We start from the raw sequence: 23,821 nt of genomic DNA, 5'->3' as shown, positions 1-23,821 counted from the left end.
GTACTTAGAGCGTTTTCCGTCCCGGTGTACGGATTCGTTCCTGGAGGGGAGAGCGTAGGTCGGCAATCCCTTCCCAATCGCAAACGGTCGCTTTAGTCGCGACCCTTCCAATCGCAAACGGCATCTCTGGGAGCGCCAGAGCTGCCCTTCCGACAAAGCCCTTCGCCGAGCCGATACGTCGGCAAGGGATTGCCGACCTACATATCCGAATCCCTTACACCGACTCGGAAAACGCTCTAGCCGCAGGGGAAGCCGTCGTTCAGATAAGCTGCTGCGCGGCGGTTTCTCTTCGGCCGGTACCCACCGGGCCATCTCCGCCGTCAGCAGGCCCGCCGACAAACTCCCATTTCGTCATCGTTCGTGCTCCTGCCGGGGGTCGCGTCCTGCGGCTTTTTCAACCCGAACAGAAGACTTCTCATTCCCGTTAGCCTGACGCAAAAACGCTCTAATGCGACTGCGTTTTCCGCTGGGTCAGGTACCGGAGACACTGTCCAAGCCTATCGAAGCCGAATTTCCTGTAGCCGCCGTTCTTGCATTCGCCCGCGGCGGATGGGAAGGCGCGTTCGAAAGCGCCGATGTCGCAAAAGTCGTCACCGGGCCGCGCCCGGCTGACCCCGCGCTGATCGGTGACGACTCCGGCGGTAACGCCGTCGGTCGTACCTTCGCAGCCGAGAGGATTGCCGTTCACGTCGTGAATGAAGGCAATCCGATTCAGCGCTATGCTGTCCCTTTGAAGCGCGTGGGTCAGCGTCGGCCCGCCATTGTCCTCAAGGGGACCGAGCTTGGGATCGCCGATCAGCGGGGGATTCGAATAGCTCGGGTCGAAACACCCGCCGTCCTCGATCAGATTTTGCCCGCTGAAGGCGATGCGCGTGGTGCCGGGGGCGCTCATGCAGTCACCGCCGGTGTTATCGGCAAGAATCGAATTGATCACGGTGCTTCTGTCGATAAAGATCCGGTGCTCTCCGCTGTCGCGGTATACGCCTCCGCCAAGCTCAGCGACGTTATCGGAAACGGTGGTGTTGATGAGCGTTAATTCGGTTACCGGCTGCTCATCGCTGCTATCGCTGGGTATCACGTGAATGCCGCCTCCCGTAGTCTTGGTATTTCCGTTTCCGGACACGGTACTGTTCACGAGCGTGGCGTGTAGACCGGCGAGTTCGACGCCACCGCCGGTATTGCCGGCGAGGGTGCTGCGGGTCACGGAGAGCACCCCTCGTCTCTCATAAAATGGAAGGCCGCCAAGGGCCGAGACACCACGATCCGCATTATGAGCGACGGTGCTGTCCGTCAAATGAATGTCGGTAGCGTATCCTCCGATGCCGCGGCCGCCATTGCTTTCGATCACGCTGTTCGTAAGCCGCATCGAGGCAAAGCGCGCCGAGATGCCATCGCCGCTATTGTCGGTAATACGGCTATTCACCAGCTCAAGCTCCGGCGGACACTCGATGCCGAGGGTCGCAACCTTCAACGAAATGCCGGTTTGGCCATGTTTCAGCACAACGTCATTCAGCATGACGATCGGCGGGGGCATAAAGATGCCCTCGCCACAGAGCGCAAAAAGCGTGAGCAGGTCGAATTCCGGGGTATCCGGATCGCGCGAGCGTGCGATCGAATGACCGTGGCCGTTGATCGTGATGCGGGTTTGAACACTCTCAGCACAAGGATCGGGCTCCGGACTGCAGTAGCTCCTCACCTCGGGCAAGGCTTCCGCCAGGATGACGTCGCCGGTGAGTTCAATGATGTCGGTATCGTCCTCGGAACCCGCGGGGCAGCCGCCGGTGCTGATATTGTTATCGGCCGCGACGATGGCATCGGCCAAGGTGCAAGCCATGCCGTTGGCGTCAATCGCACCCACCGTGAGGGTGGTCGCCTCGGCGGACTCTACTGTCGAACCGAACAGCGCCGCGAAAAGCAGCAAATGTCTACGAGGAACTCTGCTGAAGCCGAAAGCAGTCATGTATTGATCCTCCTTGTTCATACGGAAATCCTGCACGCCGGATAGCCGAAATCTGTTTCTCGAAACAAAAACCGGGCACTTGTCGCATCAGAGACAAACGGTATCCGGAACGTGACACCCTGGACTAAGAGACGTAACCGGAAGGAACCCGAAAAGGGTTTTACAAAAGTCGCCGGCGTACAGGACAGACCGGCTCGAAACCAGGCGCCGTAAACGGCCGCTACGAACTTAGACTATACATCGGAACCCAAAATGCTCCAGTCCGCAATTTTCCCCATGCTGCCGCAACTTTGTAGACCGAAATAAGCCCGCGTAGGATGCGCTGAGGCACGAAGCGCATCGTTCGAGTTAAGCGAACCACCCAAATCTGTACAAAACGCCGGATATCACAAACAGCACTGAAACCACCGTTACAGGAATGATACGGAACGCAAGAGAATTTAAATTTGAAGCGCTCAGATTCGGTATTACTCGCAGCCTAGCGTCGGCTGCCAACAGGGCTGTAATCAGCAACAAAGATAATTTTACCCATAGCAACTTAACCGCAGGATTCGCCCAATCAAAGATCTGCGAAACCTCTGGTATGAGAAAGCTTGCCAGATATAAACCGGATACTATTTGGACGATTAAGGCTGGAATCCCTATCTTTTCGTAACCGGATTCAAACCGGCGAATGTAGTTTAAATCCTTATGTTTCAACACATCAGGCAATACTGCAACCAAAAGGACTATATGACCTCCGGTCCAAACCGTTGCGCCGATAACATGAATCAATATTGCCAGTTCGTACATAATGGTCTTATTGATAGCTTAACGTGGTATTAACCGGCGCTTGACGGTGACCGACCGGAGCTGTGGCGAAGGAAGGTTGCGGCCAAGTATCCGTATTGAACACTATGTTAGGGATGGTTACGTGTAGAAAGAAATGTCGGGAGATCCATATTTGAAAAAATCTCAGACTTATGATCTTTATAAATTGAGAATGGCCTGAATATCCCATAATGGAGCACTTCCTTTGATTCTACCAGCGTGATTTTTTCAACTGAGTTATATATTTCTGATATTTCTTCAGAACTAGTTAGCAGTTTCTCTGACGTGACATTACCGATCATAAAGCCAATGCACTTTGTCCCGGATATGACAGGACCACCGCTCATGCCGCTAGGAATCGGGAAGCTGACCTCACCAACTCCAGACACGATTGGCATAGTCATGTGGCCCTTTAGTAGCCGTAGTTCTTTACCTTGTCCGTGAATATCGTGATCTGAATACCCATAAGCATTTACATCTGTTCCTATCCCAGGCTCAGAAAAGTCTATTTCGAAGAATCGGCAATCTTGAAGGTCGAACCTTAGTAAGGAAAAATCTGAGGTTTCGAATCTCGCTGCGGCAACCAACTTATATACGTTTGTTTGACCACGTTTAACCGTAATCCCATAGACCTGCTCATTTCCTTCTAGAACCTTCTTTGGAAGAACATGATTGGCGGTTACCGCATCCCCTTTTCTTGAAACAAAGAAGGCCGTCCCGAGAAATCTTAGAGAATCGCCAATTACAACATCTTTCTTGGTTTCTTCTCCAAGGAAAATTCCAAATACGTATTCCCTTAAATCTTCTATGATCAACATTTCTGTGTTGCTCTCACTTAAAGTCGACCTCAAAAATAAAACCCAATACAGAATCGGATCATATATAACACCTTGTATTGCGTCTTTATCGAAATCTAATAAAATCGGGAGTTCCCCCGGCTCTTCCGGAGAGGCAGCCCACGTAGGGCGCATTAGCGTTAGCGTAATGCGCCGAATGGAACATTCTCATTCGGCGGAATACGCGAGTACGCTATTCCGCCCTACGAACTAATAACGCCTTAACTTCACAGCTTCGAGTTGAGGTGAGAAGGGTTGGTGTTAGGCGGATCATACCGCATGCGCGACAAACGTCGTTCGTCGGAAGCGACAGGGGCGCTGAAAGAGCGAAGTACGACTGCCGAGCTCAGCCGCGTCGGGAAAGGATTCCCGACCTACTTGACGATGTTGATCCGTCGGCAATCCCTTGCCGACAGTTCTGTTCTATCGCTCAGGAAACCGCGATCCGAATGTCCACGGCGCGGCTTAGCCAACCCACGGTAACGGCTCTGAAGGCTGCTTCCTCGGCCTGATCCCAGATGACGCAGAGCAAGGCTTCGTCACGGTTGAGCAACTCATCCTTTTCGAGCTTTTCGATCGCCGCGGCGCAATCCAGCGGATCGACGCCGTTGCGCTCGAACACCTCCACGGCCGCCCGAATGCCATCGGCAATCTCTTCCGGGGACGCCAGTTTCGCGTGCTCGCCTTCTATCGTGATGGTTCGTTGGGGTATCGTTTCTTGTCTGATCGTGCTTTGCATTTGACCACCTAACTTAATTAGCCGAAATAATTCCAAATCGTTTTCAATGAAGGAATTCATTTTTGTAGGGTGGGTTAGCCGAGCGTAACCCACCGCCCCTTCGACTTGGCTCAGGACAGGTCCGAGGCCGCTCGGTGCGTTGCGGTCTGGCGGCCTAACCCATCCTACGATCAATGTCCACTCGAATGCCGAATTGAATAAAACCTCAACTATCCCGGCGCACTACTGCACCGCCGGTGCGGCCTTAGGTTCCGGCGGCGGCGGATTGGCGCAATGGGATGCGTGGTGATGGACGATGCGGATCTCGTCCCTCTCGATCGCGAACGTATTGTTGGCGACCAGCAGCGCTCCCTGAATTTCTTCGTAGCACACCACCGTGGCGACGGTGCCGTAGACAAAGGCTCTGGCGTAATGCGGAGTTACCGTGCCGGTCGCCGGATTCTGGAAAATACGCCGCCAGCTTTCGATGATGGCGGCATGTTCGGTCAGCACCGGCCAGCCGGGATGAATGCAGAGCACCGGCCACTCCCGCGCCCACAACCGCTCCATGGCGTCGAAATCGCGCTGGGAAAACGCGTGATAGAAGGCTTCGTTGGCAAACAGCACAGCCGTGGCATCCATCGAGCCTGGTATCCCCAGCCTCATTCGTTCATATCGGGAAACAGGATAACCTCATCCGGCAGCTCGTTTCCGTTTTCCTGCAAATGCAGGCCGCCGACAAGAGCGTAGCCGGCATCGCCTTCGTAAAGCACGACCGCGTTTTTCGGCATTTCCAGCAAGGCAGTTATCAGTTGTTCGACCGTCATAAATCGTCCGAAATGGCTTCCATGGCGATGAGCTGCTCGCGCAGGGCCATGTGTGCGTAAAACCCGTCCCGTCCGTCATAGAGCGGGTCTCCATACAGCGCCGCTACCGCGGCGTTATCGGACAGATACACGCGGCAGGCTTTCCGTTCGTGGGCGACGGCGGCGGCGCAAGCCTCGAGTTCCGATACCGGCTCGGCCTGCCAGAGACCGGGGCTCAGAAGAAAATCGGCCCGGTACAGAACGGTGTCCCAGCCGTGGCGGTCCGCATCGTCGAAAACGGCCGGCTGCGCCGCCCGGGCGCCGGGTGAGTCGGGCGCAAGGCTTGCCGCTTCGAGACGCTGGCGCGGGCTCAGCGCGGCGAAGACCGTGGTGTCTCCGGATTCTTTCGCGGCCCGGACCTTGCGGACGAAATCGTCCCGGTCGAATGCGAACCACGCGGACGCCCGGCCTTCATGGGGAATTTCGACGATATAGATCATGGCTTTCTGAACCTTGAAAAGCGTTTTGTTCCGAGCACGCCTCGCTGCCCTTTCGCCTGAAATTAAACCAACGCACTCATGCGCAGTCGGCCAGCTCCGGAGCCGCGGTGCGTGCCACGATTCGGGCGTTGACCGTAAGCGCGAATTCGCGCCAAGCGGCGGCCAGATCCCTGCGGATGGTCTGCACGTAATCGGGCGACGGATCGTGCTCTACCGGAAAGTTGGACAGGGCGCACGAGCTGCGATTGAAGCGCAGCGCCTCGTCGATCAGCGCATCGTTGAATCCCGTGAACGGCGCAAGAATCGGAGGGGTGAGGTCCGACCGGCCGGCGACGACAGCCACCGAGCCCCCTTCGAGAGGCAGTTCATCGAGTTGCCGCAAGGCTTCGCGGTAAATGTCCTCCACCGTCTCCAACAGTGAGAGTTGAGTCAATTGATCCCGTTGCTGGGTGGAGAGATGGCGGTGCAGGCTCCGCTGGTAATGCTCGAGGGCGGCGGGCCTTTGACCGCTCACCCATTCGCGGAAGCGCGCGAGGCTGTTGGAGTTGGTCGAGTTGACCGGAACTTCCGCCAACTGCCGCTGAATCCGCGCGGCGGCCTCCAGTGCGCCTTCCATATAGCCGCCGCCGTAGCGGGCGGTTTCCGAAGCGCCGAACAAAAGCTTTCCGTCCCAGTACGCCCGGCTCAGGACAGGATTATCGTATTCCGGGTGCTGATCCGGCGGCACGAGGTCCAGTCGGCTACAGGTGAACGGTTCCGTCGCCCAATCCTGATAATGCTGTTCGCCCAGCTCCGCCTCCGAGCCGAAGAATTGGACCAACTGGCTCCGGATCAGCATCGGCATGCCCACTCTAAACGCCTCGCGCTGCTCCGGCGACAGCGCGACGAAGCCTCCCAGGGCGGCCTTCTCTCCGGTGGCGTCGCAGGCGTCGAAAATCTCGCCGAGTACCGCCTGCTCATGCCGGGCGAAACCGTTGCCGGACAAGCCCGCCTCGCGCCAAAAGGGGCGAGCGAAGGCCGCCATGGCCTTGGCCTCTCCGGCCATCCAGGTGGGCGTTTCCCGCATCGCCCGGCGCAGTTCGTCGTCGAGCGCGGGTTCCATCCGGACCTGCTCCTCCAGCACACGGGGCGGAATGGCGAGTACGGCCCGGCGAGCTTCGACTACCGATAAGGCATTGCCGCAGCGAAAATGGAGAGCGACGCGATCGCCCCGCTCTTCCACGGCAATAAGCGCCTGTTCCAGGCGCAGCCGGCTTTCGGGAATCCGGTCCACGAGGGCATGCACCAAAGCCGCCATGCCGCCTTCCAATCGCATGGCGCCGTTATGGACCGGAGCACTGCCCAGGGATTCGAGCTTGCCGTCCGCGTTCTTGAGGCCGAGGACATCGTCCTGGTCGTGCTGGGCGAAGGAGGCGAGTCCCAGATCGGCCACCAGGCGCGAGATGCGCGGATGGATGTCCGGCCAGAACCAGGTCGGACCTAAGTCCAGCGCCATCCCGGATGTCGTCGAGGGCACCGAGAGAATGCGCCCGCCCAGGCGAGAGCGAGCCTCGAACAGGAGATAGGATCGCCCTTGGCGCTCCAGATCGGCGGCCAGCGCCAAGCCGCACAATCCGCCTCCGACTATGACCGTATCCAGCATGACATCACCTCTCTCTTCAATCCGTACATCGGCAAGATCGCCGACTTATGAGCCCTCGTAACGTAGGTCGGGAATCCTTTCCCGACGCAGAGGGCCGACCAACCGTTTCCGTCGGCAAGGGATTGCCGACCTACGCCGCCGCCACTGTAGCGAAAAGCGCTTTAACCCAGCAGAGCCGGCTTGATCTCGGCCAGCCAGGTATCGATGCGCTCTTCGGTCTCGTCGCTCTGGTTTTCGTGGTCGATGACCAAACCGACGAACTTATCGTCGATGATCGAATTGGATTTCTCGAACGTGTATCCGTCGGTGGACCAGAAACCGACCACCTTGGCGCCGGCTTTGACGACGAAGTTGTACAGAAGGATCAGAGCGTCGACGAACTCGTGACCATAGGCTTCCTGATCGCCCAGTCCGAACAGGGCCACGACCTTTCCGTTCAGATCCTTGCCCTCCAGTTTCGGCAGAAACTCTTCCCAGCTTTCGTCGCTACAGCCCGCGGAAAGGCCCGGCAGCTCGCCGTCGCCCAGGGTCGGGGTGCCGAGGATCAGCGCATCGTATTTGAGCAGGTCGTCGGGGCTGGCTTTCTTCACGTCGACGGGTGCATCCGCGGCATCGCCCAGTTTCTTGGCGATCGATTTCGCGACGCGCCGCGTGTTACCCGTGTCCGAGCCGAAAAATATACCGATCTTGTTGGCCATAAGGTTCCTCTATAAAAAACGCTGAAGCGCGTAACTGTTTGAGCAGAGCTCGTTGGCAAGAGATTGCCGACCTATGACTAAACGGTCCTCACCCACCCCCTCCAAAGTTGCACAGGTATCTACGCAAGTTCCTACAGCCGTCATTCCGGCATGGATTGCCGGAATCCAGGACACATGGATGTGACCAGCCGTTGCCGTCCTTGGCTTCTGGCCCCCGGCACAAATTCGCGGGGAGCGAATTTGGACGTGTGGAGCACGGTCCGAAGGACAAGCCCCAAGGAAGGGGCGAGTACTCCCTGCCGGGGTGGCGCCTTGTGTAGATATCTCTGCCCTAAGGGCAAAGGCTTGTTTAGGATTCTTAATGAGCAATCGCCACCCCGCTTTCGACGCCATGGGCAGCGCGGTCCTGTTCGATAGGCAGGGATGGCGCGTCCTGGGATTCGGGCTGGCGCAGCAGCGCGGCGCCGAGCACTTCGTCGATCCGGCGAACCGGAAGAATGCTGAGATCCTTTTTGACGTTTTTGGGAATCTCGGCCAGATCTTTCTCGTTTTCGTAAGGGATCACCACCGTCTTGATGCCTGCGCGATGGGCGGCCAGGAGCTTTTCCTTCAAGCCGCCGATAGGCAGTACCTCGCCGCGAAGGGTGATCTCGCCGGTCATCGCGACATCGGCCCGCACCGGAATATCGGTCAAGGCCGAGACCAGGGCGGTACACATGCCGATCCCGGCGCTGGGGCCGTCCTTGGGCGTGGCCCCTTCCGGCACGTGAATATGCATATCGCTGGCTTGATAGAAACCGGGAGAAATACCCAGCTCGACGGCGCGGGAACGGGCCACGGTCATCGCGGCGCGGATCGACTCCTGCATGACTTCGCCCAGCCTCCCGGTATAGATCTGCTGGCCCGTGCCCGGCATGACGGCGGATTCGATGGTGAGCAATTCGCCGCCCACTTCGGTCCACGCGAGCCCGGTCACCTGGCCGACCCGGTCGGTCTCCTCGGCGCGGCCGTAACGGTAGCGCTGCACGCCCAGAAAATCTTCCAGGTTATGGTGCGTCACCACGCATTTCTTGGTTCCGGGTTTGAGCAGCAGATTCTTGACGACCTTGCGGCAAATCGTGGCGATTTCCCGTTCGAGGCTCCGCACCCCGGCTTCCCGGGTGTAATGGCGGATCATGGACTGCAAGGCCGAATCGGTGATCTGGATTTCGTTTTCCCTAAGACCGTTCCGCCCGACTTGCCGGGGAACGAGATAGCGAGCGGCGATATTGATCTTCTCGTCGTCGGTATATCCGGCGATGCGGATCACTTCCATCCGGTCCAGGAGAGGACCGGGAATGTTCAAGGTATTGGCGGTGGCGACGAACATCACCTCCGACAAATCGAAATCGACCTCGAGAAAATGATCGTTGAACGCGCGGTTCTGTTCGGGGTCCAGCACTTCGAGCAGGGCCGAGGCGGGATCGCCGCGCGAATCCATCGCCATCTTGTCGATCTCGTCGAGGAGAAACAAGGGATTGCGGGTCTTCGCCTTGGCCAGGTGCTGAAGGATCCTGCCGGGCCGTGCGCCGATATAGGTGCGCCGGTGCCCGCGGATTTCGGCTTCGTCCCGCACCCCGCCCAGGGCCATGCGGACATATTTGCGGTTGGTGGTGCGGGCGATGGATTGGCCCAATGATGTCTTGCCTACGCCGGGCGGCCCGACCAGGCACAAGATCGGCCCCTTCGCGTTCCCGGCGCGCTGTTGCACCGCCAGGTACTCCAAGATGCGTTCCTTGACCTTGTCGAGGCCGTAATGCTCGGCCTCGAGCAGCGCTTCCGCCTGCTTCAGATCGAAGCGGGCCCTGCTGCGTTTTTTCCAGGGCAGGTCAATCATCCAATCGAGGTAATTCCGAACCACCGTCGATTCCGACGACATCGGAGGCATCCGCCTGAGCTTGTCCAGCTCGGATTCGGCCTTGGCGCGAGCGGCTTTGGGCATTCTCGCCTTGACGATCTTTTCCGCCAGCGCGTCGAACTCGTCGGGCGTCTCGCCCAATTCCCCCAGTTCCTTCCGGATCGCTTTCATCTGTTCGTTCAGATAATACTCGCGCTGGTTGTCTTCCACCTGCTGCTTGACTCGTCCGCGGATGCGCTTTTCCACCTCCAGGCGGTCGACCGTACTTTCCATCGCCATGATCAGTCTTTCGAAGCGGGCGGCGATATCGACCGTTTCCAGTAGCGCCTGCTTGTCTTCGATCTTGAGAGCCATGTGCGCGGCGATGGTATCGGCCAGCCGGCCTGGCTCTGAGATATCCGGAAGAGCGTTTACGATTTCCCGCGGAATCTGATGATCGAGTTTGACGTACTGGTCGAGAGCGCCGGTGACGATACGCATGAGGGCGTCCATCTCCGCGACGCTTAAATTGACTTGATCGTCCAGTGGCGCGACGAGAGCCATGTCATGGCTGTCGGCCACCTGATACTCCTTAATTCGGCAGCGTTTTGCGCCTTTGATCGACGCCTTCACGGTACCGTCCGGCAGCTTGAATAGCTGATCGACCGTACACAGGGTGCCGGTTTCGTATAAGTCCGCGAACTCCGGCTCGTCGCATTTGGGGTCCTTCTGCGTCACGGCCAGGATTTTCTGGCCGGATTGCACGGCATCGTCCAGCGCCGCGATGGATTTCTCCCGCCCGACGAACAGGGTGACGACCATCTGCGGATAGACCACCACATCGCGCAAAGGCAGCACCGGAACGCGGTTCTCCGCAGGATGAACGTTGTCGGTCGATTCAGTTTCCACGATAAAAGCCCTCCAAACTATTAATCAGGCCCGCAAATACCCTCCTGGTCTTTCGGGTCGCCGCCCAAGCCGGTACGCGCTTAGGCCTAACTCACGCGGCTTGTCGCCGCGCCGGGTTGATAAGCCAAGACTCCGCTGGGCGGCTCACGCCGACGCGCATTGCTTTTCTTCGGTTCGATAGACCAGATAGGGCGGGTTATTGCCGCGCACCACGCTTTCGTCGACGACGGCCTTGGTCACCGACTCGTCGGACGGCAGTTCGTACATCGTGTCGAGCAGAACGTTCTCGAGTATGGTTCTGAGGCCACGCGCGCCGGTCTTGCGCTCGATGGCGCGCTGGGCGATCAGCTTCAGGGCGTCGGGATGGATGTCGAGGTCGCAGCCTTCCATCTCGAACAGTTTTTGGTACTGCTTGACCAGAGCGTTTTTCGGCTCGGTCAGGATCTTGACCAGCGCCTCCTCGTCCAGCTCTTCGAGCGTCGCCACCACCGGCAGCCGTCCGACGAACTCGGGGATCAGGCCGTAACGGATCAAATCTTCCGCTTCGACTCCGGCTAAGATCTCGCCCACATTGCGGCGGTCCTCCTTGCTTTTCACCTCGGCGGAAAAACCGATGCCGCCTTTTTCGGAACGCGCCCGGATGGTCCTGTCGAGACCCGCGAACGCACCTCCGCAGATGAACAGAATGTTCGCCGTGTTGACTTGCAGGAATTCCTGCTGCGGATGCTTGCGCCCGCCCTGGGGCGGGATCAATGCGACGGTGCCCTCGATCAGCTTGAGCAAGGCCTGCTGCACGCCCTCGCCGGACACGTCGCGGGTAATCGAGGGATTGGCCGATTTGCGCGAGATCTTGTCGATCTCGTCGATATAGACGATGCCCGACTCGGCTTTTTGGACATCGTAATCGCATTTCTGCAAGAGCTTTTGGATGATGTTTTCCACGTCCTCGCCGACATAGCCGGCTTCCGTCAGGGTGGTGGCGTCGGCGATGGTGAAGGGCACGTTGAGGATACGCGCCAGGGTTTCCGCCAGCAGGGTTTTGCCGGAACCGGTAGGCCCTATCAGAAGGATATTGCTCTTGGCCAGTTCGACGTCGTTTTTCCCGGCGTGGGCTTTGACGCGCAGCCTCTTGTAGTGGTTGTAAACCGCGACCGCGAGAATCCGCTTGGGTCTTTCCTGGCCGATGACATAGTCGTCCAATATGGCCTTGATTTCCTTGGGCGTGGGAAGCTTATCCCCACCATCGGAAGTACTTTCCAACTCCTCGCGCAGGATGTCGTTGCATAATTCGATGCATTCGTCGCAGACGAATACCGCCGGACCTGCAATAAGCTTTCTGACCTCATGCTGGGTTTTTCCGCAAAATGAACAGTAGAGAAGCTTTCCGCCTCTTTCCTTGCCGTTTTTTTCGTCGCTCATTGCTTTTACCCTCTTAGCTGGATGTTGATTCGGTCATGCCCGTGTCCGGCCGGCATGCCGCCTTTCGCGTCAAAGCTCGTCGCCAGGTCGATTCCGCTGGCTGAGTACGTTATCGATGAGGCCATATCTTTTGGCGTCGTCCCCGCTCATGAAATTGTCGCGGTCGGTATCGGTCCGGATTTTTTCGATGGGCTGCCCGGTGTGCCTGGCGAGTATCCCGTTCAGGCGATCGCGGAGCGACAGGATCTCCCGTGCGTGGATGTCGATATCGCTGGCCTGTCCCCTAAACCCGCCCAGAGGCTGATGGATCATGATCCTGGAATGGGGTAGAGAAAAACGTTTCCCCGCTGCGCCGCCCGCCAGCAGCAAGGCGCCCATGCTGGCGGCCTGGCCTATGCACAGGGTGCTGACATCGGGTTTGATGAACTGCATGGTGTCGTAAATGGCGAGGCCCGCGGTGACCAATCCGCCCGGAGAATTGATGTAAAGGTGAATGTCCTTGTCGGGGTTTTCCGATTCCAGAAACAGCAATTGGGCGATGATCAGGTTGGCCATATAGTCTTCGACCTGGCCGACCAGAAAGATGACCCGCTCCTTCAGCAGCCTCGAATAGATATCGAACGCTCTTTCGCCACGCGGGGACTGCTCGACGACGATGGGCACCAAGCCGGCGGCGGCTGAAGGGGCATAGGTTTGGTTGGGCGAATGGTTCAAGGTCATGCTCTTGTCAGGTTGCCGGTCAATGGAGAGTACGCGGAATCGCCAGTCGGAAGGGCGCGATGGGCGCTTCGAAAGGCACCCCATCGTCGGCCAGCAGCTGATAGCTGCCCTGCATGCTGCCCACCGGGGTTTCGATCATTGCCGAGCTGGTGTACTGAAACGCTTCGCCGGGGCGCAAATACGGATGCTCCCCCACCACGCCCTCACCGACGACTTCGATCGTCTTGCCGTTGGCGTCGGTAATCACCCAGCGTCGGCCGAGCAGCCTCGCCGGAACGGTGCCGGTGTTTTCCATGGTCACGGTGTAGGCGAATACGTAACGCTCTCCGTCGCGATGGGTTTCTTCTCCGAGATAAACGGTTTTAACGTCGACTTTGAGTTCGCGGATTCTGCTGGTCATAACGTCTCCATTTGTTCTTGGATCGATTGTCTTTCGGTGGCTTGTAGCGTTGTTGGGCGGATTAGGCGGCGGCCGTAACCCGCCGGGCACCGCGATAAGGCGATTTCGCCTACCGTCCAACTCGCCCGTTTTTCGATTCCCTCTCCCTTTCGCGGAGAGAGGGGACTCCTGATTTTTCTAAATCCTAAGTACTTGCAGCCGGCATTCGGCGGGTTACGGCTAGCGCCTAACCCGCCCTACGACTATTCCACGAAGCGAAGCCCAGGTCCTTGAGCATCCGCTAACCGAACTTCCCCTTGATCCTTTTCTTCGATCTTCACCACCGCAAGAAGAGCCGTCCGCCCATCCGGATGGCGCGTGGCGGAGACCACTGTTCCGACGCTTTCGGCAATGCCTTCGATATGAAGCGTGGTACCGGGCGGCGGAACCGAATCGCCGGCGACGTAGGCCAGGTATAGGCGACGCTTGAGTTGCCCGCGGTAATGCAGCCGCGCGATGACTTCCTGTCCCGGATAACAGCCTTTGGTGAAACACAGGCCGCCCAGGGCCTCCATGTTCAGCATCTGCGGAATGAACTCGCCGGCCGTTTCCGGCAGCAGCAGCGGTATGCCGGCCAAAATGTCCAGCAGAGACCAGGCGTCCCGCCCTACGGGCGAAACACTGGACAGAAGGCTTTTCCACGTTTCGGCAACCGCCGCCGCGCTGCCGACAAGAACCCAGCGGGGGTGCGGTTGTCCGGTGATCGCCATCAGGGTGCAAGCCCCGTAGCTGCGGGTATCCCCGGCCTGTTCGGGCGGCGGCGCGCCGAACAAGGCGGCGAGCCGGGATTCCATGCTCGGACCGGATAAACCTACGCGGACCAGGTCGTTGCCGGCATCAGTGAGAGTCGCCTTGACCCTGAGAAGGTATAGTTTCAATCCGGTTAAAACCGACTTCACGAGACCTTTCGGCAGAAGAAGGTGAAAGGCACCGTCGTGCACGAACAGCCAGAACGTCGCCTGCGCCCTTCCCTTGGCGTCGCACCAGGCGGTGAACAGTCCCTTTTCCGCCGACACCAGGCGCACGTCGCCGGTGAATAGACTCGCCAGAAATTTCTGGGCGTCGTCGCCACGCGCTTCGATCAGGCCGTGGTGGGACAGATCCGCCATCACATCCGCGCTCAGCGCCTGCCGCCGCTCGGCTTCGACATGCCCGAAGTCGATGACTCCGGAATCGTCGAACCGCGCGCCGCTTTGTTCCAAAACCGCCCGCCATAATTCGGGGGGCAGTTCCGCCGCGGTGCAACAGCCCGCGCGAAGCGCTTTGCCGAGTCCCGTTGTGGTCATCGCTTCGCCGGTTGCCATGCGCTTTCCTCCTCGGGTCCGAAACAATTGGAATATTCGACGCACTCCGCGCAGCTGGGGGAGCGGCAGACGAAGGCGCCGTCGCGTTCGCAGAGCTGCTTATAGAAAAACTTCTTCCAGCGCATGCCGCCGGTATTCCGGGCGGACAAGGTGGAGAAATGGCGCGCCAGAAGATCCGACAGGGCCTTTCGGTCGGGCAGGCCCATGTCCTGCCACAGATGGTCGTCCCCCATGCAGCAGGCGGCGACGGCATAAGCCAGCCAGCGGCTCTCCCGGCTATCGTCGCTGCGGTGTTCCAAAAGCAGCGCCACGAGATCTTCGAATTCGTCCGTCTCGATCCGGCGGCTATTGGTACCCGCGAGCGATGCTTTCAATGTCGGCGTGAGATAAATGCCCGCGGCACCGGGAAAATACCGGTCGAGCAGCCCCTCGAACTCCTCCGCATCGAGACCGAAGGCCGCCCGCCCCGTCAGCCTGGACGAGCTCCGCGCCATCTCGATCGCCGAAACGAATGTGCGGGTCACGGAGTCCTGCGGGTCGCGGGCGTAGCCCATCAGCGGATCGTAATGGACCGCCGAGGGAACGGGCGCCGAAGCGTTCGGGATGGGCTGGCGCATGGGGGCTGGCATCAGGCTGCCGCCGCTTCGTGGGTATAGCACTGCTTGGGGCATATCTTGGCGCAAGCCTCACACCCCACGCAGTTCGCGACGTTGGCGATCGACATCACTTTCTTGTCGTATTCGTCGTCCTCGTCCTCGTCCTGGCTGAGCGTGACTATTTCGCCGTCCTCGTTGACTCCGACCATCTCCAGGACTTCGCGTCCGCAGACCTTATAGCAGCGTCCGCAGCCGATACATTTCTCCTGGTCGATGATCTCGACAAATTTGGGGGTCCATACCTTGCCCCCGGGTAGGGTGACCGTAAATTCGCTCATCGTAGACTCCTAACCAGCGCTGGTTTTGCGGAATTCGTCCAGTTCACGATAGGCCTGATAGGTTTTCTCCGCGACTTCCAGGATTCGCTCCCAGCCGGTGGGCAAATCCTCGGCCAAGTCGTGGAGATCCATTTTCAGCGCGGTCGCCTGGGCGTTCAGTTTTTTCAGTTTGGCTTTCGTATCTTCTGCGTCTGTCATGGGTGCCTCGTTGGTTTGCCGGTTCGGGCGGGGTTCCGTCGATGACTGTGCCCCGCCTTCTCGCGGTTTCCGGCGGGTTACGGCCGGATCCGGCCTGACCCACCCTACGTTGTTCTCAACTGTACCGGGCCACTTCGGAATATTTGTTGATCATGTCCACTCCTGCGGCCACGAGTTTCTCGCCTTCCTCCGCGAGTTTTTCCATGGACGGAAATCCGAACCGGTGAACGTCGCGCAACTGCTTGTTCACCACGATCAGCCGGCCGGCGATCAGTACCATGCGGCCGAAGCCTTCGTGCGACATCTTCATCATGGGCGTCACCATGACCCCGCTGGCCCGCTCGATGGAAAGGCCGACGGCGTTATAGAACAGTTCCAGACGCCACAAAATCTCGGGGTCGGGATCGCCGACGATGGGAATCGCCTGCCGCTTCTCCTTGGTGAGGATGTAAGGTTCGAGCAGCATTTCGTCGCTCTTGCCGTCCCAGGTGCCGTAGGAATCCTGCGCGCGCCATTGCTTGACCAATTCCTTGATGAACGCCGACTCCATGGGCGATGCCGCGCCTTCGGTTTTTACTGCCAATGCTTCAGCCATGTTCCACCTCTTCTTCTTCAAAATCGAATTCACGGTCCTGCCCCTTGCCTTCCTTCGCCAGCACCTTGCGGAGCCAGGGCGGCGGAGTGCCTTTGAGGACCTGCTGGAGTTTGTCCAAGAGATCGGTGATAGGCTCGGGCTGCGGAACCTTCATGGGATGTATGCCCTGGGCCACCACCCGCGCCGCGCCGGAACCGCCGATGGCGGCGACGTAAAGAATTGCGCAGTCCTTGATGGCTTCGAGCTTCGGAGCCAGCTTGTCTTCGTTGCCGTCTTCCTGCAGGTCGCCCTCGAATTGCACGGCTTCGAGGAAGCGATAGCCCTCCGCCGACAATTCATAGATGGCGATGTTCTTGGCCCATCCGAAATGGGCGTCGACCCGTTGTAGGTCTTGGGTAGAGAATGCGACCTTCATGCTTCCTCCGCGATAAAAGGATTCGTTTGATTGAGCTTCCGGCTTAATGAGCCGCAACCGCCGCCGTGCCAGCACGTTCGTTCTCCTCGGATCGATACCAGGTTTCAGGCGTGGGCTCATGGCCGTTGGCGATGAACATATTGGCAATCTCGAAAATGAGGTTGCGGGTCCCGCGATAACCGACGATGGTCTGATGCGCGGCGCCTAGTCGATCGAACATGGGGATGCCGATGCGGTAGAACGGAATCTTCAGTCTTTCCGCCGCTTGCCTCCCGTGAGAGTGAGTCATCAGAAGATCGCAGCCGGCAGCGCGAGCTTCCAGGTCTTCCAAGTCGCCGATCAGGACTTCCTCTGTGGAGATTCGCTCCAGCAGCGGAGAGGCCGTGGTCGTCACCGCCGCGGCGGTTTCGGCGCCGAGTTCCCTGGCCCATTCGCTCAGGGTCCAGAGCAAGTCGGGCTCGGCGCCTATGGCGATTTTCTTGCCGCCGAAATGGAAATGGCCGTCGAGCATGGCGTCGACCAGCTGGCCGCGCTGGCGGCGGATCTTGGTCGGAACCAGCCGTCCGCTGATTCGGGCACACAGGCTGATTAGCGCATCGTTCGGCTCGAGCCCCGTGAGCCGATCGAACAGGGTGTAGGGAACCCCGGTCTTGGCTTCCAGGGCGACCGCGGCCTCGCGCATCTGTTCGCCGACCGCGATGGTATGCGCGGATCGTCCGAGGCTAGCGATTTCTTCCAGGGAAATGCCGCCCAGGGTGGTCGGCGTGAAATCGTCAGGGATGTGGCCGTCCAGGGAGCCCGAGAGGTCCGGCAGGACCAGGACCTCAAGGCCGAAGGCTTCGAGCACGTCGCGGAGTTCGTCGATGTCTCCGGGCGTAAGATGGGCGCCCGGCAAAAGATTCACCCGGTTGGGAAGGCGCGCGGCGCCGACCGGAACCGGTTCGACCAGTTGCTCGACCAGCTTGGTCACGGTCTTGGCCCAGCCGTCCTGAAACGCGTCCTTGAAATCGGGCGTCGACACATAAACAAGAGCGATGTGGTCCAGCTCGGGATGCTTCTCCCGGATCAGCTTGATATAGGCGTCCACGTCGTCGCCCTTGGTCTCGGTCACGCCGGTGGACGAAATGCCGATAATGGAAGGCTTTTGCCGGTTGGCGATCGTGATGACCGCCTGCTCCACGTTTTCGAGTCCGCCGAGCACGGTCGCCACTTCGCTCATGGCGGTAGTCTGCAACGGAATCGCTTCCTTGAAATGCCGCACGAACAGGACCAGTCCGAACGAGGTGCAGCCCTGCGAGCCGTGGAAAAGCGGCATGCAGTTCTTGATCCCCATGAAAGCGAGCGCGCTGCCGATCGGCTGGCTCATCTTCAAGGGGTTGACCGAGCAGGATTTCTTCGGGGTGATCACGGTGGCCATGGCGTTACCTCATGCGGCCTGCTGAGCTTGCGACGCGGCTTTCCCTGCGTCCGGGTGCCAGTGGTCCATCGTTTCGAGAATCTTTTCCAGCTTGCCTTTGCAACTGCCGCAGCCCGTTCCCGCCTGGGTCTTTTCCGACACCGCGTCCGCCGAGCTCAATCCATGCTCGACGATGGCGTCCTCGATAGCGCCGCGAGCGACCGATTTGCAATTGCAAACCGGAGTGGAACGGCGTTTTTCGCGAGCCAGTTCAGGATTCGCGGCCAAGACAGCCGCCTCGGCAGCGATGGCTGAATCCGCCACCTCTTCCCACGTCGCTTCTTCCCAGGGCGCGCGCTTCCGCACCTGTTCCCAGACCGGGTTGTACAGCGCCTTGTCGATTTCCTTGACCAGTTCGACCATGCCGACGTAACCCATATAGGCGTGATGGCGTTCCTGGTTGATGTCCAGCCACGGCATCTTGGCCTTGAGGGCGACGAACTGCGAACGGCCCCCGGACAGCATGATGTCGGCCTTGGCATCCTTGAGCATCTTGTACATTTCGCGCGGCGTCATGTCGTCGATCATGTGGGCGTCTTCGCCCATGATCTCCTTGATCCGCTCCTTGTCTTCCTTGGTCGACTTCTTGACGCTGGTCCCGACGATCTCCATGCCGGCTTCCTGAAGCGCGGCCACCACCGACCAGGATTTCACGCCGCCGGTGATGAGCAGCACCTTTTTGCCGGTCAGGCGCTTCTTGTAAGGCTCGATGGCGGCCCACGCCCGCGCTTCCTCCCGGGCGATCAGGGCTTCGGTGCGTTCCATGAGTTCGGCGGGCGCGCCGCGCTCGATCAGCAGGCGCGAGATTTCCCGAAGCGCCTCGCTGGTATCCTCGATGCCGTAGAAGGAGCCTTCGAAGAACGGAATTTCGTAGCGTTCCTCCATCTTGCGGGCGATGTTGATCATGGATTTCGAGCACACCATCATGGCCGCCCTGGCGCGGTGGGAGCTGGCCACGTCCTTGTATTTGGCGTCGCCGGAGATGCAGCACAGGATGCGGATGCCGAGCTCGTCCAGCAGCGGCTTGACCTGCCACAGCTCGCCGGAAAGGTTGTATTCGCCGATGATGTTGATGTCGTAAGGCGTGGTGTATTCGGGCTCCTCGGTGCCGATGACGTGATCGAGGATGGCCTCGCCCGCCAGTTTGTTGCCGAGGTTCTTGGGACCCACGAAGCCGGGCGAATTGACCGGTACGACCGGCTTCCCGAATTTTTTCGAGGCCGCTTTGCACACGGCTTCGATATCGTCGCCGATCATGGCCGGCACGCAGGTCTGGTAGACGAAGACCGCCGGCGGATCGTATTTGTCGATGATTTCCTTGATCGATTTGAACAGTCGCTTCTCGCCGCCGAAAACCACGTCGGTTTCGTTGATGTCGGTGGTGAAGCCAGTACGCCAGAGATTGGAGCCGGAGGATTTGGAGCCGCGGTTGTCCCAGGAGTTGCCCTCGCAGGCGATGGGCCCGTGAACCAGGTGAGCCACGTCGGTGATGGGCTGCAACGCGATCTTGGCGCCGTCGAAAGCGCAACCGCCGGCCGCTCCGCCAGGCTGCAACTGCTTCGTGCAGCCTTTCTTGCGCTCCTTTTCCGACTTGCCCTGGTTTTTTCCGCAACCGGGCTCGTTGAAAACGTCTTGAATCTTGTTGGATAAGCTGCTCATGGGTTACTCCGCTCTCCAGGGCGCTGCGACAGTAGGGGCACCTCGAAAAACCGTCGCGAGCGCCCCGAGTGCAAGGCGCCCGGAGCACAGGAACCGGAGTGTACATGGAGTACATGAGGATTCCGAGCACCGCGCAACGCAGCACATGGGGGCGCGCAGTAGGTTTTTCGAGGTGCCCTAGAGTAGGTCGGGAATCTCTTCCCGACGCCTTCGTCGGCAAAGGATTGCCGACCTACGACCATATCGTTCAAGCTGCTCATAACCCCTCCGGCTTAGGCTATCGGCCCTTTAGAATCGCACTACGATGTCCTCGTCACGGACGATGTACTGGCAGGCCAGCCGCCAGGGCGGCGGTTCGTCCGTCAGTTCCGCCTGCTCGATCTGCTCTCGGGTGATTTTTCCGGCCAGCCGGAGCACGGTCTTTTCCTTTTCGGTCAAGTGCATGCCCATGGGCAGCTTGTCGGAAAGAACCGTAACTTCCACGGCGCAGGAACCGCATTCCCCGTTTTCGCACTCGAAATGGATGGGAATCTTGTTCTTCTGCGCCACCGCGAGCAGCGTATGGCAGTCGCCGGCGGTGGCATACACCGTGACGTCCTTGCGCATCGCGGGCGAACTGAAAGTCACATTAGCCATTAATAATCCTCTGCTTGGTTAAAAAGTGCCGTAGGGCGGGTTAGCCGGTAATCCGGCGTAACCCGCCGATTCCGCGATAGGCGGGTTACGCTCCGCTAACCCGCCCTACGACTCTGGATGTGTCCGACCTGATAGCTTCCAACCCTACCGAATGATGTCGTAGCTGTAGTCGGTTTTGGCCGGCACGATGGTGTTCTTGTCCATCTCGTCGAAGATCTTGTCCAGAATCCAGACGAGAACGTTCATCGCGCCTTGGTAGCCCCATACCGGATAGCGGTGATGGTGATGCCGATCGAATACCGGGAAGCCGATGCGGATCAGCGGGGTTCCGGTGTCGCGCTCCAGGTACTTGCCATAGGTGTTGCCGATCAGGAAGTCGACCGGCTCGGTGAACAGCAGCGAGCGCATGTGCCACAGATCCTTGCCGGCGTACACGTGGCAGTTCTTGCCGAAGGGCGAGGAATCGAACAGCTCCTGCACCTTCTTTTCCCAGGCTTTACCGCCGTTGGTGGCCAGCACGTGGGTCGGTTCGGCCCCCAGTTCGAGCAAGAAGGCGGCCAACCCCAGGCAGAGGTCGGGGTCGCCGTAGATGGCGAACTTCTGACCGTGAATGTGCGCGGTCGAATCGGCGATCGCATCCACCAGGCGTCCGCGTTCCTTCTCCAGGGCTTCCGGAATCGGCTTGCCGGTGATGCGCGAGATCTCCATCAGGAATGCGTCGGTCGCCTTTACGCCGATGGGATGATTGAACGCGACCGTTTCCTGGCCGTGCTCCGCGATGAACGGCAGGGTCTTTTCCGTGCTGAATTCCTGCATGGAGATGGTTGCCTTGGCGTGCAGAGCGTTAGCGGTTTCTTCCAGAGTGGTGCCGCCGTCGTACATGCGGAAGGTGCCGTCGGTGGGCGTATCCCAGACATCGCTGTTATCCGCGAGAATGGTGTATTCGACGCCCATCAGATCGAAGATGCGTTTGACTTCACGCAGATTGCCGACCGTGTAGCCGTCGAAACCGCCGATGAAGTTGATCTTCTCGTTGGGCACGCGCGTCAAGGGAGCCGTGGTACCCGCCTTGCCGTCCCAGAAGTGCCACAAAATACCCTTGAGCACGTTGTCGTAGCCGGTGATATGGCTGCCGACGAAGGCCGGGGTATGGGCGAAAGGCACATCGAATTCCGCCGGCAGGCTGCCCTTTTCCTTGGCGGTCTTTATGAAGGCGTTGAGGTCGTCGCCGATCACTTCAGCCATGCAGGTGGTCGATACCGAGATCATCTTCGGCTGGTACATGTTGTACGTGTTGGCCAAGCCGTCGACCATGTTGCTCAAGCCCCCGAATACTGCGGCATCTTCGGTCATGGACGAAGACACGCACGACGACGGTTCCTTGAAATGGCGGCTGAAGTGGCTGCGGTAGTAGGCGACGCAACCTTGCGAACCGTGCACGAAGGGAATGGTCCCCTCGAATCCCACGGCGGCGAACACCGCACCCAACGGTTGGCAGGCCTTGGCCGGATTGACCGTCAGGGCTTCGCGGGCAAAGTTCTTCTCCCGGTATTCCCAGGTCTTGGCCCATTCCCTCACCTCCTCGACTTTATCGTCCGATTCGGCGAATTCGAATTCTTTCTTTTTGTTCTCGAACAATTCCACATATTCCGGTTGGCGGAACAGGTTGAAGTGATCGAGCACCTTCTCTGCATTCTGGCTCATGATGTAACTCCAAAGTAGCGGTTGTAGGGTGCGACGTGCGCACCGGGTCGGTCTGGATGGTGCGCGCGGCGCACCCTACTCTCCCTCACCGGACTAGGCGTGGGCCCCGTTCCGTTTCCAGGGTGTCTTGGCCAAACTCCAGACCGGATTGTTGATGGCCATGTCCATGTCGCGGGCGAAGATGGCGAAGCCGTCATAGCCGTGGTAAGGACCCGAATAATCCCAGGAGTGCATCTGACGGAACGGCACGCCCATCTTCTGGAAGACGTACTTTTCCTTGATACCCGAACCGACCAGGTCGGGCTGGATCGCTTCGACGAACTTCTCGAACTCAAAGCCAGTCACGTCGTCGTAGATCAGGGTGCCGTCCTTGACGTAGTGAGTGGTACGCTGGTAGTCGTCGTTGTGGCCGAACTCGTAGCCGGTACCGACGATTTCCATGCCGAGATCCTCGTAAGCGCCGATCACGTGACGCGGGCGCAGGCCGCCGACGAACAGCATGACTTTCTTGCCTTCCAGACGCGGACGGTACTTGGCGATCACCGCATCCATCAGCGGACGGTACTTCGCGATGACGCGCTCGGCACCTTCCTTGATCTTGTCGTCGAAGTGGCTGGCGATATTGCGCAACGACTCCTCGATCTTGGTCGGGCCGAAGAAGTTGTATTCCACCCACGGAATCCCGTACTTCTCTTCCATGTGACGCGAGATGTAGTTCATCGAGCGGTAGCAGTGGAGCACGTTCAGCTTGGCCTTCGGAGTGTTCTCCAATTCGGCCAAAGAACCGTCGCCGGACCATTGGGCGATCACGCGGAGACCCATTTCCTCGAGCAGGATGCGGGACGCCCAGGCATCACCGCCGATGTTGTAGTCGCCGATGATGGATACGTCGTAAGGCGTGGTCTTGAACTCGGGATGCTTGTCGCCCGACTTGTCGAATACCCAGTCGCGGATCGAGTCGTTTGCGATGTGGTGGCCCAAGGACTGCGAAACGCCGCGGAAACCTTCGCAGCGCACCGGCACTATGGTCTTGCCGTCGTATTCCTTGGATTTTTTCTTGGAGACCGCTTCGATGTCGTCGCCGATGAGACCGATCGGGCACTCCGACTGCACGGTGATGCCGTGGTTCAGCGGGAACAGATCCTGGATCTCGTCGATGATTTTCTCCAGCTTCTTGTCGCCGCCGAAGACGATGTCCTTCTCCTGGAAGTCGGAGGTGAACTGCATCGTGACGAAGGTGTCGATGCCGGTGGTGCCGATGTAGTAATTGCGGCGCGATGCCCAGGAGTACTGGCCGCAACCGACCGGACCGTGGCTGATGTGGATCATGTCCTTGATGGGACCCCAGACCACACCCTTGGAGCCGGCGTAAGCGCAGCCGCGGATGGTCATGACCCCGGGGATCGACTTGACATTGGATTTCACCCCGCAGTCGGGCTTGCCTTCCTCAAATGTGCCGAGGTGCTTGGCACGCCTTTTCGCGGTCTTCTCCGGGTAGACCGACAGGACCTCGCTAATGAGTTCCTTGTTTCTCTGTTTGGTTTGCTCAACTGTGAGGCTCATGTTGCTCTCCAGATTCAGTTGTTG

The 23,821-nt window shown here is 59.1% G+C and carries 24 protein-coding genes; all 24 read right to left on the bottom strand.

Features of this window, described 5'->3' with window-relative positions:
- Positions 1 to 445: 445 nt before the first annotated feature.
- The 24 genes from ACR2TX_RS14475 to nifD all read right to left on the bottom strand — a co-directional run bounded on the left by ACR2TX_RS14475 (position 446) and on the right by nifD (position 23,797).
- Complete coding sequence (locus tag ACR2TX_RS14475; RefSeq protein WP_434129917.1) at positions 446 to 1,981, bottom strand: choice-of-anchor Q domain-containing protein; 1,536 nt, start codon at positions 1,979 to 1,981, stop codon at positions 446 to 448.
- 327 nt (positions 1,982 to 2,308) lie between these two features.
- Positions 2,309 to 2,752 carry a CopD family protein gene (locus tag ACR2TX_RS14470; RefSeq protein ID WP_077729083.1) on the bottom strand — a complete coding sequence of 148 codons (444 nt, stop codon included), beginning with the start codon at positions 2,750 to 2,752 and terminating at the stop codon, positions 2,309 to 2,311.
- A gap of 107 nt (positions 2,753 to 2,859) precedes the next feature.
- Positions 2,860 to 3,741 (bottom strand): S1 family peptidase, encoded by an 882-nt coding sequence (locus tag ACR2TX_RS14465; RefSeq protein WP_077729082.1) that lies wholly within the window; start codon positions 3,739 to 3,741, stop codon positions 2,860 to 2,862.
- A 295-nt stretch (positions 3,742 to 4,036) separates the two neighbouring features.
- Positions 4,037 to 4,345, bottom strand: coding sequence for a hypothetical protein (locus ACR2TX_RS14460; protein WP_086135384.1), 309 nt, complete (start codon positions 4,343 to 4,345; stop codon positions 4,037 to 4,039).
- Positions 4,346 to 4,567: 222 nt separating this feature from the next.
- A complete protein-coding gene (locus ACR2TX_RS14455; RefSeq protein WP_168175359.1) occupies positions 4,568 to 4,966 on the bottom strand; it encodes a nuclear transport factor 2 family protein in 399 nt (132 codons plus the stop codon).
- Between the two features lie 20 nt (positions 4,967 to 4,986).
- Positions 4,987 to 5,151, bottom strand: coding sequence for a hypothetical protein (locus ACR2TX_RS14450; protein WP_166642633.1), 165 nt, complete (start codon positions 5,149 to 5,151; stop codon positions 4,987 to 4,989).
- Positions 5,148 to 5,630: a hypothetical protein gene (locus tag ACR2TX_RS14445; protein ID WP_086135382.1), complete on the bottom strand. Its 483-nt coding sequence runs from the start codon at positions 5,628 to 5,630 to the stop codon at positions 5,148 to 5,150. The genes ACR2TX_RS14450 and ACR2TX_RS14445 overlap by 4 nt, the downstream gene beginning before the upstream one ends.
- A gap of 76 nt (positions 5,631 to 5,706) precedes the next feature.
- Positions 5,707 to 7,272, bottom strand: a complete 1,566-nt coding sequence (locus ACR2TX_RS14440; protein ID WP_347259152.1) for a flavin monoamine oxidase family protein — start codon at positions 7,270 to 7,272, stop codon at positions 5,707 to 5,709.
- 161 nt (positions 7,273 to 7,433) lie between these two features.
- Positions 7,434 to 7,970, bottom strand: a complete 537-nt coding sequence (locus ACR2TX_RS14435) for a flavodoxin (RefSeq protein ID WP_434129913.1) — start codon at positions 7,968 to 7,970, stop codon at positions 7,434 to 7,436.
- A 358-nt stretch (positions 7,971 to 8,328) separates the two neighbouring features.
- Positions 8,329 to 10,755 carry an endopeptidase La gene (gene lon / locus ACR2TX_RS14430; RefSeq protein ID WP_434129911.1) on the bottom strand — a complete coding sequence of 809 codons (2,427 nt, stop codon included), beginning with the start codon at positions 10,753 to 10,755 and terminating at the stop codon, positions 8,329 to 8,331.
- Positions 10,756 to 10,899: 144 nt separating this feature from the next.
- Positions 10,900 to 12,174 (bottom strand): ATP-dependent Clp protease ATP-binding subunit ClpX, encoded by a 1,275-nt coding sequence (gene clpX, locus ACR2TX_RS14425; protein ID WP_156879333.1) that lies wholly within the window; start codon positions 12,172 to 12,174, stop codon positions 10,900 to 10,902.
- A 69-nt stretch (positions 12,175 to 12,243) separates the two neighbouring features.
- Positions 12,244 to 12,894 (bottom strand): ATP-dependent Clp endopeptidase proteolytic subunit ClpP, encoded by a 651-nt coding sequence (clpP, locus tag ACR2TX_RS14420; RefSeq protein ID WP_077729074.1) that lies wholly within the window; start codon positions 12,892 to 12,894, stop codon positions 12,244 to 12,246.
- Between the two features lie 19 nt (positions 12,895 to 12,913).
- Entirely contained in the window at positions 12,914 to 13,294 is a 381-nt protein-coding gene (apaG, locus tag ACR2TX_RS14415; RefSeq protein ID WP_077729073.1) for a Co2+/Mg2+ efflux protein ApaG, read from the bottom strand.
- A 242-nt stretch (positions 13,295 to 13,536) separates the two neighbouring features.
- On the bottom strand, positions 13,537 to 14,637 hold the full coding sequence (locus ACR2TX_RS14410) for a YgfZ/GcvT domain-containing protein (RefSeq protein WP_434129909.1): 1,101 nt from the start codon (positions 14,635 to 14,637) through the stop codon (positions 13,537 to 13,539).
- Positions 14,616 to 15,266 carry a nitrogen fixation protein NifQ gene (locus ACR2TX_RS14405; protein ID WP_434129907.1) on the bottom strand — a complete coding sequence of 217 codons (651 nt, stop codon included), beginning with the start codon at positions 15,264 to 15,266 and terminating at the stop codon, positions 14,616 to 14,618. Before ACR2TX_RS14405 ends, ACR2TX_RS14410 begins: the two co-directional genes overlap by 22 nt.
- Positions 15,266 to 15,571 (bottom strand): ferredoxin III, nif-specific, encoded by a 306-nt coding sequence (fdxB, locus tag ACR2TX_RS14400; RefSeq protein WP_077729070.1) that lies wholly within the window; start codon positions 15,569 to 15,571, stop codon positions 15,266 to 15,268. Before fdxB ends, ACR2TX_RS14405 begins: the two co-directional genes overlap by 1 nt.
- A gap of 9 nt (positions 15,572 to 15,580) precedes the next feature.
- Complete coding sequence (locus ACR2TX_RS14395; RefSeq protein ID WP_077729069.1) at positions 15,581 to 15,769, bottom strand: CCE_0567 family metalloprotein; 189 nt, start codon at positions 15,767 to 15,769, stop codon at positions 15,581 to 15,583.
- A 115-nt stretch (positions 15,770 to 15,884) separates the two neighbouring features.
- Positions 15,885 to 16,364 (bottom strand): NifX-associated nitrogen fixation protein, encoded by a 480-nt coding sequence (locus ACR2TX_RS14390; RefSeq protein ID WP_077729068.1) that lies wholly within the window; start codon positions 16,362 to 16,364, stop codon positions 15,885 to 15,887.
- Positions 16,357 to 16,779, bottom strand: a complete 423-nt coding sequence (gene nifX, locus ACR2TX_RS14385) for a nitrogen fixation protein NifX (protein ID WP_077729124.1) — start codon at positions 16,777 to 16,779, stop codon at positions 16,357 to 16,359. Before nifX ends, ACR2TX_RS14390 begins: the two co-directional genes overlap by 8 nt.
- A 43-nt stretch (positions 16,780 to 16,822) precedes the next feature.
- Positions 16,823 to 18,196: a nitrogenase iron-molybdenum cofactor biosynthesis protein NifN gene (gene nifN, locus ACR2TX_RS14380; RefSeq protein WP_077729067.1), complete on the bottom strand. Its 1,374-nt coding sequence runs from the start codon at positions 18,194 to 18,196 to the stop codon at positions 16,823 to 16,825.
- A 9-nt stretch (positions 18,197 to 18,205) separates the two neighbouring features.
- The gene (gene nifE, locus ACR2TX_RS14375) at positions 18,206 to 19,894 is read right to left on the bottom strand and encodes a nitrogenase iron-molybdenum cofactor biosynthesis protein NifE (RefSeq protein ID WP_077729066.1); all 1,689 of its coding nucleotides are present in this window, start codon (positions 19,892 to 19,894) and stop codon (positions 18,206 to 18,208) included.
- A 288-nt stretch (positions 19,895 to 20,182) separates the two neighbouring features.
- Positions 20,183 to 20,530: a 2Fe-2S iron-sulfur cluster-binding protein gene (locus ACR2TX_RS14370; RefSeq protein WP_077729065.1), complete on the bottom strand. Its 348-nt coding sequence runs from the start codon at positions 20,528 to 20,530 to the stop codon at positions 20,183 to 20,185.
- A 144-nt stretch (positions 20,531 to 20,674) separates the two neighbouring features.
- A complete protein-coding gene (gene nifK / locus ACR2TX_RS14365) occupies positions 20,675 to 22,234 on the bottom strand; it encodes a nitrogenase molybdenum-iron protein subunit beta (protein ID WP_077729064.1) in 1,560 nt (519 codons plus the stop codon).
- A gap of 93 nt (positions 22,235 to 22,327) precedes the next feature.
- The gene (gene nifD, locus ACR2TX_RS14360; protein ID WP_077729063.1) at positions 22,328 to 23,797 is read right to left on the bottom strand and encodes a nitrogenase molybdenum-iron protein alpha chain; all 1,470 of its coding nucleotides are present in this window, start codon (positions 23,795 to 23,797) and stop codon (positions 22,328 to 22,330) included.
- Between the last annotated feature and the right edge of the window lie 24 nt (positions 23,798 to 23,821).

This window comes from Methylocaldum sp. GT1BB (genome assembly GCF_051027545.1).
Taxonomy (GTDB): domain Bacteria; phylum Pseudomonadota; class Gammaproteobacteria; order Methylococcales; family Methylococcaceae; genus Methylocaldum.
Note: the sequence above shows the minus strand (reverse complement) of the source record. Positions and strands in the feature narration are given on the sequence as shown.